16 protein-coding genes are annotated in these 13,491 nt (G+C 71.6%); 7 read left to right on the top strand and 9 right to left on the bottom strand.

Annotation, left to right across the window (positions count from 1 at the left end):
- Window positions 1-58: 58 nt before the first annotated feature.
- A complete protein-coding gene (gene serB / locus IH80_RS0120150) occupies window positions 59-1,258 on the top strand; it encodes a phosphoserine phosphatase SerB (RefSeq protein WP_030962207.1) in 1,200 nt (399 codons plus the stop codon).
- A gap of 93 nt (window positions 1,259-1,351) precedes the next feature.
- On the opposite strand, the gene IH80_RS0120145 is transcribed toward serB, so the two are convergent.
- The 4 genes from IH80_RS0120145 to IH80_RS0120130 form a co-directional block, all read right to left on the bottom strand.
- Complete coding sequence (locus IH80_RS0120145; protein ID WP_030962206.1) at window positions 1,352-1,873, bottom strand: SixA phosphatase family protein; 522 nt, start codon at window positions 1,871-1,873, stop codon at window positions 1,352-1,354.
- 83 nt (window positions 1,874-1,956) lie between these two features.
- Window positions 1,957-2,178 (bottom strand): hypothetical protein, encoded by a 222-nt coding sequence (locus IH80_RS0120140; protein ID WP_030962205.1) that lies wholly within the window; start codon window positions 2,176-2,178, stop codon window positions 1,957-1,959.
- Window positions 2,179-2,341: 163 nt separating this feature from the next.
- Window positions 2,342-2,461 carry an SGM_5486 family transporter-associated protein gene (locus tag IH80_RS46890; protein ID WP_257855467.1) on the bottom strand — a complete coding sequence of 40 codons (120 nt, stop codon included), beginning with the start codon at window positions 2,459-2,461 and terminating at the stop codon, window positions 2,342-2,344.
- Between the two features lie 5 nt (window positions 2,462-2,466).
- The gene (locus tag IH80_RS0120130) at window positions 2,467-3,765 is read right to left on the bottom strand and encodes a CynX/NimT family MFS transporter (protein ID WP_030962203.1); all 1,299 of its coding nucleotides are present in this window, start codon (window positions 3,763-3,765) and stop codon (window positions 2,467-2,469) included.
- Between the two features lie 121 nt (window positions 3,766-3,886).
- Here IH80_RS0120130 and IH80_RS0120125 point away from each other — a divergent pair, with 121 nt between their 5' ends.
- Window positions 3,887-4,591 (top strand): FadR/GntR family transcriptional regulator, encoded by a 705-nt coding sequence (locus IH80_RS0120125; protein WP_030962202.1) that lies wholly within the window; start codon window positions 3,887-3,889, stop codon window positions 4,589-4,591.
- Here IH80_RS0120125 and IH80_RS0120120 read toward each other — a convergent pair.
- The 3 genes from IH80_RS0120120 to fabG form a co-directional block, all read right to left on the bottom strand.
- Window positions 4,572-4,952 (bottom strand): hypothetical protein, encoded by a 381-nt coding sequence (locus IH80_RS0120120; protein ID WP_234432299.1) that lies wholly within the window; start codon window positions 4,950-4,952, stop codon window positions 4,572-4,574. The genes IH80_RS0120125 and IH80_RS0120120 overlap by 20 nt on opposite strands.
- A gap of 199 nt (window positions 4,953-5,151) precedes the next feature.
- Window positions 5,152-5,922, bottom strand: a complete 771-nt coding sequence (fabI, locus tag IH80_RS0120115; RefSeq protein ID WP_030962200.1) for an enoyl-ACP reductase FabI — start codon at window positions 5,920-5,922, stop codon at window positions 5,152-5,154.
- Between the two features lie 5 nt (window positions 5,923-5,927).
- Entirely contained in the window at window positions 5,928-6,647 is a 720-nt protein-coding gene (fabG, locus tag IH80_RS0120110) for a 3-oxoacyl-[acyl-carrier-protein] reductase (RefSeq protein ID WP_030962198.1), read from the bottom strand.
- A 184-nt stretch (window positions 6,648-6,831) separates the two neighbouring features.
- Here fabG and IH80_RS0120105 point away from each other — a divergent pair, with 184 nt between their 5' ends.
- The 3 genes from IH80_RS0120105 to tyrS all read left to right on the top strand — a co-directional run bounded on the left by IH80_RS0120105 (window position 6,832) and on the right by tyrS (window position 11,156).
- The gene (locus IH80_RS0120105) at window positions 6,832-8,355 is read left to right on the top strand and encodes a TldD/PmbA family protein (RefSeq protein ID WP_030962196.1); all 1,524 of its coding nucleotides are present in this window, start codon (window positions 6,832-6,834) and stop codon (window positions 8,353-8,355) included.
- Between the two features lie 88 nt (window positions 8,356-8,443).
- Window positions 8,444-9,835, top strand: coding sequence for a metallopeptidase TldD-related protein (locus IH80_RS0120100; RefSeq protein ID WP_030962195.1), 1,392 nt, complete (start codon window positions 8,444-8,446; stop codon window positions 9,833-9,835).
- 52 nt (window positions 9,836-9,887) lie between these two features.
- Entirely contained in the window at window positions 9,888-11,156 is a 1,269-nt protein-coding gene (gene tyrS / locus IH80_RS0120095; protein WP_030962193.1) for a tyrosine--tRNA ligase, read from the top strand.
- Window positions 11,157-11,232: 76 nt separating this feature from the next.
- Here tyrS and IH80_RS0120090 read toward each other — a convergent pair whose 3' ends face one another.
- Window positions 11,233-11,511, bottom strand: coding sequence for a GlsB/YeaQ/YmgE family stress response membrane protein (locus IH80_RS0120090; RefSeq protein WP_030962192.1), 279 nt, complete (start codon window positions 11,509-11,511; stop codon window positions 11,233-11,235).
- Between the two features lie 172 nt (window positions 11,512-11,683).
- On the opposite strand from IH80_RS0120090, the gene IH80_RS0120085 reads away from it, so the two are divergent.
- Together IH80_RS0120085 and IH80_RS0120080 are read left to right on the top strand one after the other, a co-directional pair.
- Window positions 11,684-12,025 carry a DUF3099 domain-containing protein gene (locus IH80_RS0120085; RefSeq protein WP_030962191.1) on the top strand — a complete coding sequence of 114 codons (342 nt, stop codon included), beginning with the start codon at window positions 11,684-11,686 and terminating at the stop codon, window positions 12,023-12,025.
- A 147-nt stretch (window positions 12,026-12,172) separates the two neighbouring features.
- Window positions 12,173-12,424, top strand: coding sequence for a hypothetical protein (locus tag IH80_RS0120080; protein WP_030962190.1), 252 nt, complete (start codon window positions 12,173-12,175; stop codon window positions 12,422-12,424).
- A gap of 61 nt (window positions 12,425-12,485) precedes the next feature.
- On the opposite strand, the gene moaA is transcribed toward IH80_RS0120080, so the two are convergent.
- Entirely contained in the window at window positions 12,486-13,475 is a 990-nt protein-coding gene (gene moaA / locus IH80_RS0120075) for a GTP 3',8-cyclase MoaA (RefSeq protein WP_030962188.1), read from the bottom strand.
- Between the last annotated feature and the right edge of the window lie 16 nt (window positions 13,476-13,491).

Raw genomic sequence — 13,491 nt, 5'->3', positions numbered from 1 at the left:
TTCAGGAAATGGGACGGGGGTCCTGTCCCGGGAGCCGGGAAGATACGGTGAGGGCACCATGAGCGCATCGCAGACCTCCGACGTCCCCACCCTCCTCGTCAAGATCTTCGGCAAGGACCGTCCCGGGATCACCGCCGGGCTGTTCGACACCCTCGCCGCCTACTCCGTCGACGTCGTCGACATCGAGCAGGTCGTCACCCGTGGCCGCATCGTCCTGTGCGCCCTCGTCACCAAGCCCGTGGGCGGCAGCGAGGGCGACCTGCGGGCCACCGTCCACAGCTGGGCCGAGTCGCTCAAGCTGCAGGCCGAGATCCTCTCCGGCACCGGTGACAACAGGCCGCGCGGCAGCGGCCGGTCCCACGTCACCGTGCTCGGACATCCGCTCACCGCCGAGTCCACGGCCGCCATCGCGGCGGAAATCACCGGGGCCGGCGGCAACATCGACCGTATCTTCCGGCTCGCCAAGTACCCGGTGACCGCGGTGGAGTTCGCCGTCTCCGGCGTGGAGACCGAGCCGCTGCGCACCGCGCTGGCCACGGCCGCCGCGCACATCGGCGTGGACATCGCCGTGGTCTCGGCCGGGCTGCACCGCCGGGCGCAGCGCCTGGTCGTCATGGACGTGGACTCGACCCTCATCCAGGACGAGGTCATCGAGCTCTTCGCCGCCCACGCCGGGTGCGAGGCCGAGGTCGCCGAGGTCACCGAGCGGGCCATGCGCGGCGAGCTGGACTTCGAGCAGTCGCTGCACGCCCGTGTGGCGCTGCTGGCGGGCCTGGACGCGTCCGTCGTCGACAAGGTCCGCGCCGAGGTGCAGCTGACGCCGGGGGCACGGACCCTGATCCGTACGCTCAAGCGGCTCGGCTACCAGGTGGGCGTGGTTTCCGGCGGCTTCACCCAGGTGACGGACGACCTGCGGGAACGGCTGGGGCTGGACTTCGCCTCCGCCAACACCCTGGAGATCGTCGACGGGAAGCTGACGGGCAGGGTCACCGGGGAGATCGTGGACCGGGCGGGCAAGGCCCGGCTGCTGCGGCGCTTCGCCACCGAGGCCGGGGTGCCGCTGGCCCAGACGGTGGCCATCGGCGACGGCGCCAATGACCTGGACATGCTGAACGCGGCCGGGCTGGGCGTGGCCTTCAACGCCAAGCCGGTGGTCCGCGAGGCGGCGCACACGGCGGTGAACGTGCCGTTCCTGGACGCGGTGCTGTACCTGCTGGGGATCACCCGCGAGGAGGTCGAGGCCGCCGATCTGGCCTGACCCGTCACGGGTGCGCGAGGCACCCCGATCCCGGACACGAGGGGGCCCCGGCGGCCGGTGCGGCTGCCGGGGCCCCTGCGCGTGCGGCGCCGGTCAGTGCCCCTTGGGGGTCCAGTAGTCCAGCAGCGTGCCCACCCCGTGCTCCAGGGACTTCCACGAGCCGGTGAAGGAGAGGACGGCGAGCGCCGCGGTCGGGAATCCCGTACGGGTCATCCGCGCCAGGGTGTCGCCCTCCGCGCGCCCGGCGAGGGCGTCGGCGAGGGCGTGCATGCCGGGGTTGTGGCCGATGACGAGGAGGTCGGAGACCTCGTCGGAGGTCTCGTTCAGCAGGGCGATGAGCTCACCCGGCGAGGCGTCGTAGATCCGCTCCTCGTAGTGGGTCTTCGGCCGGTGCGGCATCTCCTGGACGGCGAGCTTCCACGTCTCGCGGGTGCGAGCAGCGGTGGAGCAGAGGGCCAGGTCGAAGACGATGCCGGTCTCGGCGAGCTTCAGACCGACGGCGGGTGCGTCCTTGCGGCCCCGTTCCGCCAGCGGACGGTCGTGGTCGGACACATCGGGCCAGTCGGCCTTGGCATGCCGGAGGAGGGCGATCCTGCGGGGTGTGTCTGCGCTCATGGCTCCCAGCTTCGCACGAAACGGGCCGTGGGGCGCAGGGGGTTGAGGGAGCTCATCCCGGCTGGTGAGGGGCGCTCGGGAGGTCAGCCGACGGCGCGCAGGAGCTGTTCCGCGACCTGGACGAGGCCGGAGACCTCGCCGGTGGCCGCGTGGGCCTCGCCGGACCCGGCGAGGAGCAGCAGGAGGAAGCCGAAGGCGAGCGCGGGCAGGGCCAGGGCCCACCAGTGCAGCCGGGTGCTCGCGGTGGTCGCGGTGCGCGCACGGCGGGTGGGCGGGAGGGACCGTGGGTGTGTGGGGGCCGACATGGCCGCCTCCGTGGGTGTGTGGACCGGACTGGCTCGCTGCCCTTCAGAATCTATTGATCCGGGACGGCGGTTCCCATCCGGGGCACACCCCACTTCACCCTGAGCCTGTCCCCCTAGGGGTTGGTGGGGATATCCCCACCGTCCCGGGCGGCGGCGGCCGGTGTCACGGGGAGGCGATCGTCGCGATGACGGAGATGATCACGGAGACGACGAGCATGGCACCGAGGACGAGGCCGAGCTTCCTGCGGCCGCCCTCGGGGTTCGGTTCGAGTACGGGAGACATGCGGGTCAGTCTCGCATGCCGCATTCGTCCTCGATCGTGCGGTCCCGGCCCGCCAGGACGCCGAGGGCGATCTGCGGCACGAGCAGGCCCGCCATCAGGGCGAGCGGCAGGTCCCAGCCACCGCTGTGCTGGTAGAGGGTGCCGATGACGAGCGGGCCGGGGATGGAGATGAGGTAGCCGGTGCTCTGGGCGAAGGCGGAGAGCTTGACCACCCCGGCCGGGGACTTGGCGCGCAGCCCGATCATGGTGATGACGAGGGGGAACGCACAGTTGGAGACGCCGAGCAGGAGAGCCCAGGCCCAGGCTCCGGCGGCGGGGGCGAGGTAGAGCCCGAGGTAGCCGGTGAGGCCGAAGACGCCGAGGGTGACGGCGATGGCTCCCTGGTTCCTCATGCGGCCGGCGAGGCCCGGGATGACGAAGGCGAGCGGGACGCCCATGACCATGGTGACGGCGAGGAGCACGCCGGCGGTGGAGGCGGAGACACCGGCGTCGCGGAAGATCTGCGGGAGCCAGCCCATGGTGATGTACGCGCCGGTGGCCTGGAGGCCGAAGTAGCAGGCCAGGGCCCAGGCGGTACGGCTGCGGGCGACCCGCGGGCCGGCGTCGGTCCGTACGGATGCGCCCGCGCCGGAGCCGGCGGCGGCCCGGGCCCGGTCGGCGCGCCGGGCGGCCCGGGCGATGGGCAGCCACAGCAGTACCGCGACCAGGGCGAGGGAGGCCCACATCAGCAGGCCGGTGCGCCAGCTGCCGCCGAGGGCGTCGGTCAGCGGAACGGTCGCGGCGGCGGCGAGCGAGGTGCCGGCGGCGAGGGCCATGGAGTAGAGGCCGGTCATGGTGCCGACCCGGTCCGGGAAGTAGCGCTTGACGATCACCGGGAGCAGGACGTTGGTGAGGGCGATGCCGGCCAGGGACAGGCCGCTGGCGGCGAGGAAGCCTGCGGCGCCGTCGGCGAAGGGGCGGATCAGCAGTCCGGCGGCGACGGCGGCCATGCCGGCGCAGACGACGGCGACCGGGCCGAAACGGCGGGAGAGCCGGGGCGCGGTGACTCCGAAGACGGCGAAGCACAGGGCCGGGACGGAGGTGATCAGTCCGGCGACGGTGCCGCTCATGCCCAGACCGGTGCGGGTCTCCTCGAAGAGGGCGCCGAGGCTGGTGATGGCGGGGCGCAGGTTGAGGGCGGCCAGCACGATTCCGACGATGAGCACCGGGCCGAGCCAGGCCGGCTGCGCCGTCGCGGGCGGGGCGGGGGCCGTGGCGCGGTCCGCGGCGGGCCGGGCGAGCGTCGTGGTTTCTTCGTCGGACATTCCGCCATCATAGAATCATGGGATGATTGGTTGTCCAGTCGTCGTCCGTCGATCCTGTCGTCGGTCACACTGGCGCGCACAGCATCCCGGCCGCAGCCGCAGCCGCACGTGAGAGGAACCCATGCCGCTGACCTCGCCCCGGCGCTCCGCGCTCGTCGATCAGGTGATCGCCCAGTTGCGCAACCAGATCACCTCCGGCGAGTGGCCGGTCGGCTCGCGCATCCCCACCGAGCCGGAGCTCGTGGAGCTGATGGGCGTCGCCCGCAACACCGTGCGCGAGGCCGTGCGCGCGCTGGCGCACAACGGCCTCCTCGACATCCGGCAGGGCTCGGGCACGTACGTCATCGCCACCAGCGAGCTGGCCGGCGTCATGCACCGGCGCTTCGCCGGAGCCGAGCCACGGCACATCGCCGAGCTGCGCTCCACGCTGGAGTCCTCGGCGGCCCGGCTGGCGGCGGAGCGGCGTACGGAACGGGACCTGGTCCAGCTGGACGCCCTGCTCGCGCGTCGCGAGGAGGCCTGGGCGGGCGGTGATGCGGAGGTCTTCGTGGCGGCGGACGTCAGCCTGCACATGGCGGTGGTGACGGCCTCGCACAACGACGTGCTGATCGAGCTGTACGCGGACCTGGGCGAGCTGGTGGCCGACTGGCTGCGGGCCGACGTGGGTACCGTGCTGGACCCCGCCGCCCATCTCGACCACGCCCGGCTGATCGAGGCGATCCGGCGCGGGGACGGGGACGCGGCGGCCTCGGAGGCGGCGGGCTATCCCTTCGTCTGCCTGGGCAAGGACGCGCCGGGGAGTGCGGTCACGCCCGTCGGTGGCTGACCCAGGCCGCGCGGACCTCCTTCCAGCAGCGACCGGTGAGCTCGGCCCGGCCGGCGGGGCCGACGGCCACTGCCGCGCCGTCGCCGTCCAGGTCCCACCAGCGGTCGCACTCGACGTGCAGGCTCACCAGGTCGGTCTCCGGGTAGGCGTTGTGGCAGTGCGCGGTGACCTGGGAGCCCTCGACGGTGGTGGCGCAGTCGGCGCCGAAGAGGTCACGGGTGGCGGGCGGGGAGGGCTGCACGGGGGGTTCGGCGGGGATGTCGGCGAGGTCCACGACGGCCGGTGCGGCGGGTCCGGAGCCGGGTGCCACCTCGTCTCCGGAGGGCTGCGCGGCAACGGCCGGGATCAGGAGTCCGGTCACGATCACCGATGTGACCAGTATCGATACCGCTCGGCTCGGCCTGGTGCGCACCCCTGCCTCCTCCCCGCCGGAGCCGGGAAGATCCCGACGTGGCCAGTTTGCAGGCTTCTGCCCCGGTTTTCGACTCGGGAAGATCCGGTCGGCCGGTGAACATGCGAGCGAAGCCGCCGCCGTACGGACACGGGGTCCTGACCGGGGGTCAGGCACCCATCGCGTGCACGCCGCCGTCCACGTGGACGATCTCACCGGTGGTCTTCGGGAACCAGTCCGACAGCAGGGCGACGACGCCCTTGCCCGCGGGCTCCGGGTCGCTCATGTCCCACTCCAGCATGGAGCGGGTGTTCCAGACCTCGGCCAGCTCGCCGAATCCCGGGATGGACTTCGCGGCCATGGAGCCGATCGGACCGGCCGAGACCAGGTTGCAGCGGATGTTCTCCTTGCCCAGGTCGCGGGCGAGGTAGCGGCTGGTGGCCTCCAGCGCGGCCTTGGCCGGGCCCATCCAGTCGTACTGCGGCCAGGCGAACTGGGCGTCGAAGGTGAGGCCGACGACGGCCGCGCCCTCCGCCGGGAAGAGCGGCTTGCAGGCCATGGTCAGCGACTTCAGCGAGAACGCCGAGACGTGCATGGCGGTGGCGACCGACTCGAACGGCGTGTTCAGGAAGTTGCCGCCGAGGGCGTCCTGGGGGGCGAAGCCGATGGAGTGCACGACGCCGTCGAGGCCGCCGAGCTCGTCGCGGACGAGGCCCTCCAGGCGGGCCAGGTGCTCGTCGTTGCTGACATCGAGCTCGATCACCTTGACCGGCTTGGGCAGCTTCTTCGCGATGCGCTCCGTCAGCGACGGACGCGGCCACGCGGTGAGGATGACCTCGGCGCCCTGCTCCTGGGCCAGCCTGGCCGTGTGGAAGGCGATGGAGGACTCCATCAGCACACCCGTGATGAGGATGCGCTTGCCCTCGAGAATTCCGCTCATGGTGATCAGTGACCCATGCCCAATCCGCCGTCAACGGGAATGACGGCTCCGGTGATGTACGCGGCGTCGTCGGACGCCAGGAAGCGGACGGCTGCCGCGATCTCCTCGGGCTGCGCGTAGCGGGCGAGCGGCACCTGCGCCACGATGCCCGCGCGCTGCTCGTCGGTGAGCACCTTCGTCATGTCGGTGTCCACGAACCCGGGCGCGACGACGTTGAAGGTGATGTTGCGGGAGCCCAGCTCGCGGGCGAGCGAGCGGGCGAAGCCGACCAGTGCGGCCTTGGAGGCGGCGTAGTTGGCCTGCCCCGCCGAGCCGAGGAGCCCGACGACCGAGGAGATCAGGACGACGCGGCCCTTCTTCGCGCGGAGCATGCCGCGGTTCGCGCGCTTGACCACCCGGAAGGTGCCGGTGAGGTTGGTGTCCACGACCGAGGCGAAGTCGTCCTCGGACATCCGCATCAGCAGCGTGTCCTTGGTGATGCCGGCGTTGGCCACGAGCACCTCGACCGCGCCATGCGCGTCCTCGATCTGCTTGTAGGCCTGCTCCACCTGCTCGGAGTCGGTGATGTCGCACCGTACCGCCAGGACACCGAGTTCGGTGAGGGCCTGCGGCGGCTCACCCGACCGGTACGTGATCGCGACCTTGTCGCCGGCCTCCGCGAAGGCTCGGGCGATGGCGAGGCCGATGCCCCGGTTTCCTCCGGTGACGAGAACCGAGCGGCTCAACGGATCACCCTTTCGCTAGCGGTCTGAATACCGAAAACCTATAGGTCGCATCGCTCGTACGGGGAATCGACCCCCGACAGGGCCTCGCAGCGGGCTCTGTCGAATCCCTACAGAAAGATGTAGGCACAAGGGCCCCGATCGCGACATGATCGGGGCGACCGTCCCCGACCCCGGGAGGACTTCCGTGCCCCATTCCATCGACGCGGCATTCACCGCGCTGCCCTTGCGGGCGCTCGCCGACGCGGCGCTCGCCCGGGCCCGCGCGCTGGGCGCCGAGCATGCCGACTTCCGGCTGGAGCGGATCCGCAGCGCCTCGTGGCGGCTGCGCGACGCCAAGCCCTCCGGCGGGTCCGACACCACCGACCTCGGCTACGCGGTCAGGGTCGTGCACGGGGGCAGCTGGGGGTTCGCCTCCGGCGTGGACCTGACCATGGACGCCGCCGCCAGGGTGGCCTCGCAGGCCGTGGCCATGGCGAAGCTGTCCGCTCAGGTGATCAAGGCCGCCGGTTCCGACGAGCGGGTGGAGCTCGCCGAGGAGCCGGTGCACGCGGACAAGACGTGGATCTCCGCCTACGAGGTGAACCCCTTCGAGGTGCCGGACGCGGAGAAGGCGGCGCTGCTCGCCGACTGGAGCTCCCGGCTGCTGGCGGCCGACGGCGTCGCGCACGTGGACGCCTCGCTGCTCGCCGTGCACGAGAACAAGTTCTACGCCGACACCGCGGGCACCACGACCACGCAGCAGCGGGTCCGTATCCACCCGCAGCTCACGGCGGTCGCCGTCAACGGCACCACTGGCGAGTTCGACTCGATGCGCACCATCGCCCCGCCCGCCGGCCGCGGCTGGGAGTACCTGACCGGCACCGGCTGGGACTGGGACGCCGAGCTGGAGGAGATCCCCGGCTTGCTCGCCGAGAAGATGCGGGCGCCGAGCGTCCAGGCCGGTCGCTACGACCTGGTGGTGGACCCCTCCAACCTGTGGCTCACCATCCACGAGTCCATCGGCCACGCCACCGAGCTCGACCGGGCGCTGGGCTACGAGGCCGCGTACGCGGGGACCTCCTTCGCCACCTTCGACCAGCTGGGCAAGCTCAGGTACGGCTCTCCGATCATGAACGTGACGGGCGACCGCACCGCCGAACACGGGCTGGCCACCGTCGGCTTCGACGACGAGGGCGTCCAGGCGCAGAGCTGGGACCTGGTCAAGGACGGCACCCTGGTCGGCTACCAGCTGGACCGGCGGATCGCGAAGCTCACCGGGCTGGGCCGCTCCAACGGCTGCGCCTTCGCCGACTCCCCCGGGCACGTGCCCGTCCAGCGGATGGCGAACGTGTCGCTCCAGCCGGATCCCGGCGGGCTGTCGACCGAGGACCTGATCGGCGGGGTGGAGCGCGGGATCTACGTGGTCGGCGACCGCTCCTGGTCGATCGACATGCAGCGCTACAACTTCCAGTTCACCGGGCAGCGGTTCTTCCGGATCGAGAACGGCCGGCTGGCCGGGCAGCTGCGGGACGTCGCCTACCAGGCCACCACCACCGACTTCTGGGGCTCGATGGAGAAGGTCGGCGGCCCGCAGACCTATGTCCTGGGCGGCGCCTTCAACTGCGGCAAGGCCCAGCCGGGCCAGGTCGCGGCCGTCTCGCACGGCTGCCCGTCCGCGCTGTTCCGCGACGTGAACATCCTGAACACCACGCAGGAGGCCGGCCGATGACCACGCGCGTCAGCCACGAGATCTGCCGGGGGTCCGGGGGGCGCCACCCGGGACAGCACAGTCTGAACACCACGCAGGAGGCCGGCCGATGAGCCGATCGACCAAGCCGCACGAGATCGTCGAGCGGGCCCTGGAGCTGTCCACCGCCGACGGCTGCGTCGTCATCGCCGACGAGGAGTCGAGCGCCAACCTGCGCTGGGCCGGCAACGCCCTGACGACCAACGGCGTCACCCGCGGGCGGACCCTGACGGTCATCGCCACGGTCGACGGCAAGGAGGGCACGGCCTCGGGGGTCGTCTCGCGCTCCGCCGTCACCGCGGACGACCTGGAACCCCTGGTGCGGGCCGCCGAGGCGGCCGCGCGCGGCGCGGGTCCGGCCGAGGACGCCCAGCCGCTGGTCACCGGGACCCCGGTCTCGCCGGACTTCACCGATGCCCCCGCCGAGACCACATCTGCCGTGTTCGCGGACTTCGCCCCGGCCCTCGGCGAGGCCTTCGCCCGGGCCCGGGCGGGCGGGCGGGAGCTGTACGGCTTCGCCCACCACGAGCTGGTCTCCACGTACGTCGGCACCTCCACGGGCCTGCGGCTGCGCCACGACCAGCCCACCGGAACCCTGGAGCTCAACGCGAAGTCCCCCGACCGCCAGCGTTCGGCCTGGGCCGGCCGCGCCACGCGGGACTTCAAGGACGTGGACCCCACCGTGCTGGACGCGGAGCTCGCCGTACGCCTGGGCTGGGCGGAGCGGAAGATCGACCTGCCCGCCGGGCGGTACGAGACCCTGCTCCCGCCGACGGCCGTGGCGGACCTGCTGATCTACCAGATGTGGTCGGCATCGGCCCGGGACGCTGTGGAGGGCCGTACGGTCTTCTCCAAGCCCGGCGGCGGCACGCGGCTCGGCGAGCGGCTCACCGAACTGCCGCTGACCCTGCGCAGCGACCCGAACGCACCGGGCCTGGAGTCCGCGCCGTTCGTCATCGCGCACAGCTCCGGCGACGACGTGTCGGCCTTCGACAACGGTCTGCCGGTGCCGGCGACCGAGTGGATCCGCGACGGCGAGCTGGCCCGGCTGTCGACGACCCGGCACACGGCCGGCCTGACCGGGCTGCCGGTCTCCCCCGGCTTCGGGAACCTGATCCTGGACGGCGGCGGCGAGAAGTCCCTCGACGAGATGGTCGCGGACACCGAGCGGGGCCTGCTGCTGACCTGCCTGTGGTACATCCGCGAGGTGGACCCGGCGACGCTGCTGCTCACGGGCCTGACCCGGGACGGCGTCTACCTGGTGGAGAACGGGCAGGTCGTGGGTGAGGTGAACAACTTCCGCTTCAACGAGTCCCCCGTGGACCTGCTGTCGCGGGCCTCGGAGGCGGGCCGTACGGAGAAGACCCTGCCGCGCGAGTGGAGCGACTGGTTCACCCGGGCTGCGATGCCGCCTGTCCGCATCCCGGACTTCAACATGAGTTCGGTGAGCAAGGGCGTCTGACCCACCTAGACTGAGCACGGCATTTCCACAAAACGTAAGGAGTCGAGAGACCGTGACGGACATCGTCGACGAACTGAAGTGGCGCGGGCTCTTCGCCCAGTCCACCGACGAAGAAGCGCTGCGCAAGGCCTTCGCGGACGGTCCGGTCACGTTCTATTGCGGCTACGACCCGACCGCCGCCTCGCTGCACGTCGGCCACCTGGTGCAGGTGCTCACGATGCGGCGGCTGCAGCTGGCGGGCAACCGGCCGCTCGCGCTGGTCGGCGGGGCCACCGGTCAGATCGGTGACCCCCGTCCGACCGCCGAGCGCACCCTGAACGACCCCGCGGTCATCGCGGAGTGGGTGAACCGGCTGCGCTCGCAGATCGAGCCGTTCCTGTCCTTCGAGGGCGAGAACGCCGCGGTCATGGTCAACAACCTGGACTGGACGGCGGGCGTGTCCGCCATCGAGTTCCTGCGGGACATCGGCAAGCACTTCCGCGTCAACAAGATGCTGACGAAGGACTCGGTCGCCAAGCGGCTGGAGTCGGACCAGGGCATCAGCTACACGGAGTTCAGCTACCAGCTGCTCCAGGGCATGGACTTCCTGGAGCTCTACCGGCGCCACGGCTGCACCCTCCAGCAGGGCGGCTCGGACCAGTGGGGCAACCTGACGGCCGGCCTCGACCTGATCCACCGGGTCGAGCCGGACGCGCACGTCCACGCGATGGCGACCCCGCTGATGGTCAAGGCGGACGGCACGAAGTTCGGCAAGACCGAGGGCGGGGCCGTCTGGCTGGACCCGGAGATGACCACCCCGTACGCGTTCTACCAGTTCTGGCTGAACGTGGACGACCGGGACATCTCCACCTACATGCGGATCCTCTCCTTCAGGTCCCGTGAGGAGCTGGAGGAGCTGGAGGCGCAGACCGCGGAGCGGCCGCAGGCGCGCGCCGCCCAGCGGGCGCTGGCCGAGGAGCTGACCGCGCTGGTGCACGGCGCCGACCAGTGCGCCGCCGTGATCGCCGCGTCGCGGGCGCTGTTCGGTCAGGGCGACCTGGCGGAGCTGGACGAGGCCACGCTGGCCGCGGCCCTGTCCGAGCTGCCGCACGCCAAGGTGGCGGAGCCTGCCCCGGTGGTGGACCTCTTCGCGGAGACGGGTCTGGTCGCGAGCAAGTCGGCCGGCCGCCGGACCGTGAAGGAGGGCGGTGCCTACGTGAACAACGTGAAGGTCACCGCCGAGGACGCGGTCCCCGCCGAGGAGGACCTGCTGCACGGGCGCTGGCTGGTGCTGCGCCGGGGCAAGAAGAACCTGGCGGCGGTCGAGGTCACCGGCGCCTGACCCGTACGGCACGCGGCGGAGGGGCCGGTTCGGACGTCACGGTCCGGCCGGCCCCTCCGTCCTGTGCCCCGCACCCCTAGGTCATCTGGCGGCTGCTTCCGCGCATCGCCTTGTAGGCCATCTCGCCGAGGAAGACGAAGAGGACCGCGCCGGCGAGCTGCAGCAGGTGGCGGGTCCAGTCGATGCCGCGGGTCTCGGCGACCCCGATCCAGCCGGCGACGGCGTTGCCGAGGACGCTGCCGATGATGCCCATCAGCGTGGTCAGCCACAGGGGCTGGTGCTGTTTGCCCGGCAGGATGGCCTTGGCTATCAGCCCCAGCACGAAACCGACGATGATCGCCCACAACCAGCTCATGTTCAGCCTCCTCCTGGCGCGGTGTGCGCACGTGCGCCCAGTCTCGGCCCGTCCGGCGTACCGCGCATTTCGGTCGGCGCTCCCGGGGGTCCCGCCGTGCCCGCGGCGGCGGGGGCGTACCGTGGAAGGGTCCGGGCCGGGGAAGGCCCGGCCGGCGATCGGGTGGTAGGACATGGAACGGGTGAAGCGACAGAAGCGGAACGGGGCCGAGGTCTTCAGGATCACCGGCGCCCGGCTGGGGCTCGCCGAGGACGTGCGGGGCCGCCAGCGCCGCTATGTGATATCGATGGCCGTCAGGACCCTGTCGGTCATCGCGACCGTGCTGTTGTGGAACGTGTCGCGGCCGGTGGCCGTCGTGACGCTCGTCGCAGGGGCCCTGCTCCCCTACGTCGCCGTGGTCATCGCCAACGCGGGCCGCGAGTCCGCGCCGTCGCTGCCCTCCCATTTCGTCCCGTCTCCCGTCCGCCCGGCACTGGACGCGGGAAACCTCAAGAAAAGCTCAGATCAATCATGAAGTTCCGGTGCACCGCACCGGGTCCTGCGTGACATACTGCTCACGCGCTCCGCATCCCCCGTCGGAGCGACGGACCGACGCCGGGCAGCTCCCCCCGTGGCTGCCCGGCGTCGCCTTTCCGTTCGATACACCCTCTAGGGTGAGGTCGTGACTTCCTCCGACTCCCCCGCTCCCGAAGAGATCCCCACCTGCTCGGCCAAGGGCTGCCGTGACGCCGCCGTCTGGGTCCTCGCGTGGAACAACCCGACGCTGCACACGCCGGAGCGGCGCAAGACGTGGCTCGCCTGCGAGGAGCACCGCGAACACCTCTCGCAGTTCCTGGGGGTCCGCGGCTTCCTCAAGGACGTCGTGAAGCTCGACGAGTGGGTGCAGCCGGAGGGCTCGGAGCGCCCCCGCTGACCCGCGGTGACGGTCGGCGCGCGGTGGCCGCCGCCGACCGGCCGCCGCCGCTTCGCCGGGGTCAGCCGCCGATCGCGGACATGGGGCGGTCGGGCTGGAGGAACGACGGGTCGTCGAGGCCGGAGCCGGCCTTCTTGCCCCACATCGCCACCTTCCACAGCCGGGCGATCTCCTCGTCCGGGGCGCCCGAGCGCAGCGCGGAGCGCAGGTCCGACTCCTCGGTGGCGAACAGGCACGTACGGATCTGGCCGTCGGCCGTGAGCCGGGTACGGTCGCATGCGCCGCAGAACGGGCGGGTGACCGAGGCGATGACGCCGACGGTGGCGGGGCCGCCGTCGACGACCCAGCGCTCGGCCGGGGCGGAGCCGCGTTCGTCGGCGCCCTCCTCGGTGAGCGTGAAGCGGGTGCGCAGCGATTCCAGGATGTCGCCGGCGGTGATCATGCCGTCGCGCTTCCAGCCGTGCTGGGCGTCGAGGGGCATCTGCTCGATGAAGCGGAGTTCGTATTCGTTCTCCACGGCCCAGGCCAGCAGGTCGGGGGCCTCGTCGTCGTTGAGCCCCGGCATGAGCACGGCGTTGACCTTGACGGGGGTCAGGCCGGCCTCGCGGGCCGCGGCCATGCCCTCGATGACGTCCTTGTGCCGGTCGCGGCGGGTGAGGGTCTTGAAGACCTCGGGCCGCAGGGTGTCCAGGGAGACGTTCACCCGGTCCAGGCCGGCGGCCTTCAGGGCCTGCGCGGTGCGCTTCAGACCGATGCCGTTGGTGGTGAGCGACATCTTGGGGCGCGGCTCCAGGGCCGCGCACTGCTCGACGATCCCGACCAGGCCGGGTCGCAGCAGCGGTTCGCCGCCGGTGAAGCGGACCTCGGTGATGCCGAGCTGCGTGACGGCGATGCGGATCAGCCGGACGATCTCGTCGTCGGTGAGCAGGTCGGACTTGCCGAGCCACTGGAGGCCCTCTTCGGGCATGCAGTACGTGCAGCGCAGATTGCACCGGTCGGTGAGCGAGACGCGCAGGTCAGTGGCCACGCGGCCATAGGTGTCGAGAAGCACTGTGGCCCCCTCCCCT

This window comes from Streptomyces sp. NRRL S-378 (genome assembly GCF_000720645.1).
Taxonomy (GTDB): Bacteria; Actinomycetota; Actinomycetes; order Streptomycetales; family Streptomycetaceae; genus Streptomyces.
Note: the sequence above shows the minus strand (reverse complement) of the source record. Positions and strands in the feature narration are given on the sequence as shown.